This window comes from Paenibacillus sp. GbtcB18 (assembly GCF_019091125.1).
In the GTDB taxonomy this organism is placed as follows: Bacteria; Bacillota; Bacilli; order Paenibacillales; family NBRC-103111; genus Paenibacillus_F; species Paenibacillus_F chitinolyticus.
On sequence record NZ_JAGXJX010000724.1, the window covers coordinates 1 to 244 of the forward strand.

The window sequence follows — 244 nt, forward strand, 5'->3', positions numbered from 1 at the left end:
AGCTACGCTGTTTACTTTAGAGCGGATGTTGTAACGACTACTAAACATCTTTCGGTTACCGCTAAAGACACAGGTGTTAATCTGACTGTTGGTGGGGATGGAGGACGATTGGAGAACAACTTCGCTGCTTGCAACAAAGGATTCAAATTTGTAGCGGTTGGCAAACAAGAGGAAAAAATCTCCTTTACAGCTATGCTTAAAAAGAACAGTGAAGACGGTGGGAAAGATGTTGGCTCGAATGCTC

At 43.4% G+C, this 244-nt stretch carries 1 protein-coding gene; it reads left to right on the plus strand.

Translation table 11 applies throughout. The annotated features are described in order from the left end of the window. On the plus strand, positions 1-244 hold a 244-nt coding region (locus KVT34_RS30895), incomplete at both ends, for a hypothetical protein (protein ID WP_217563361.1).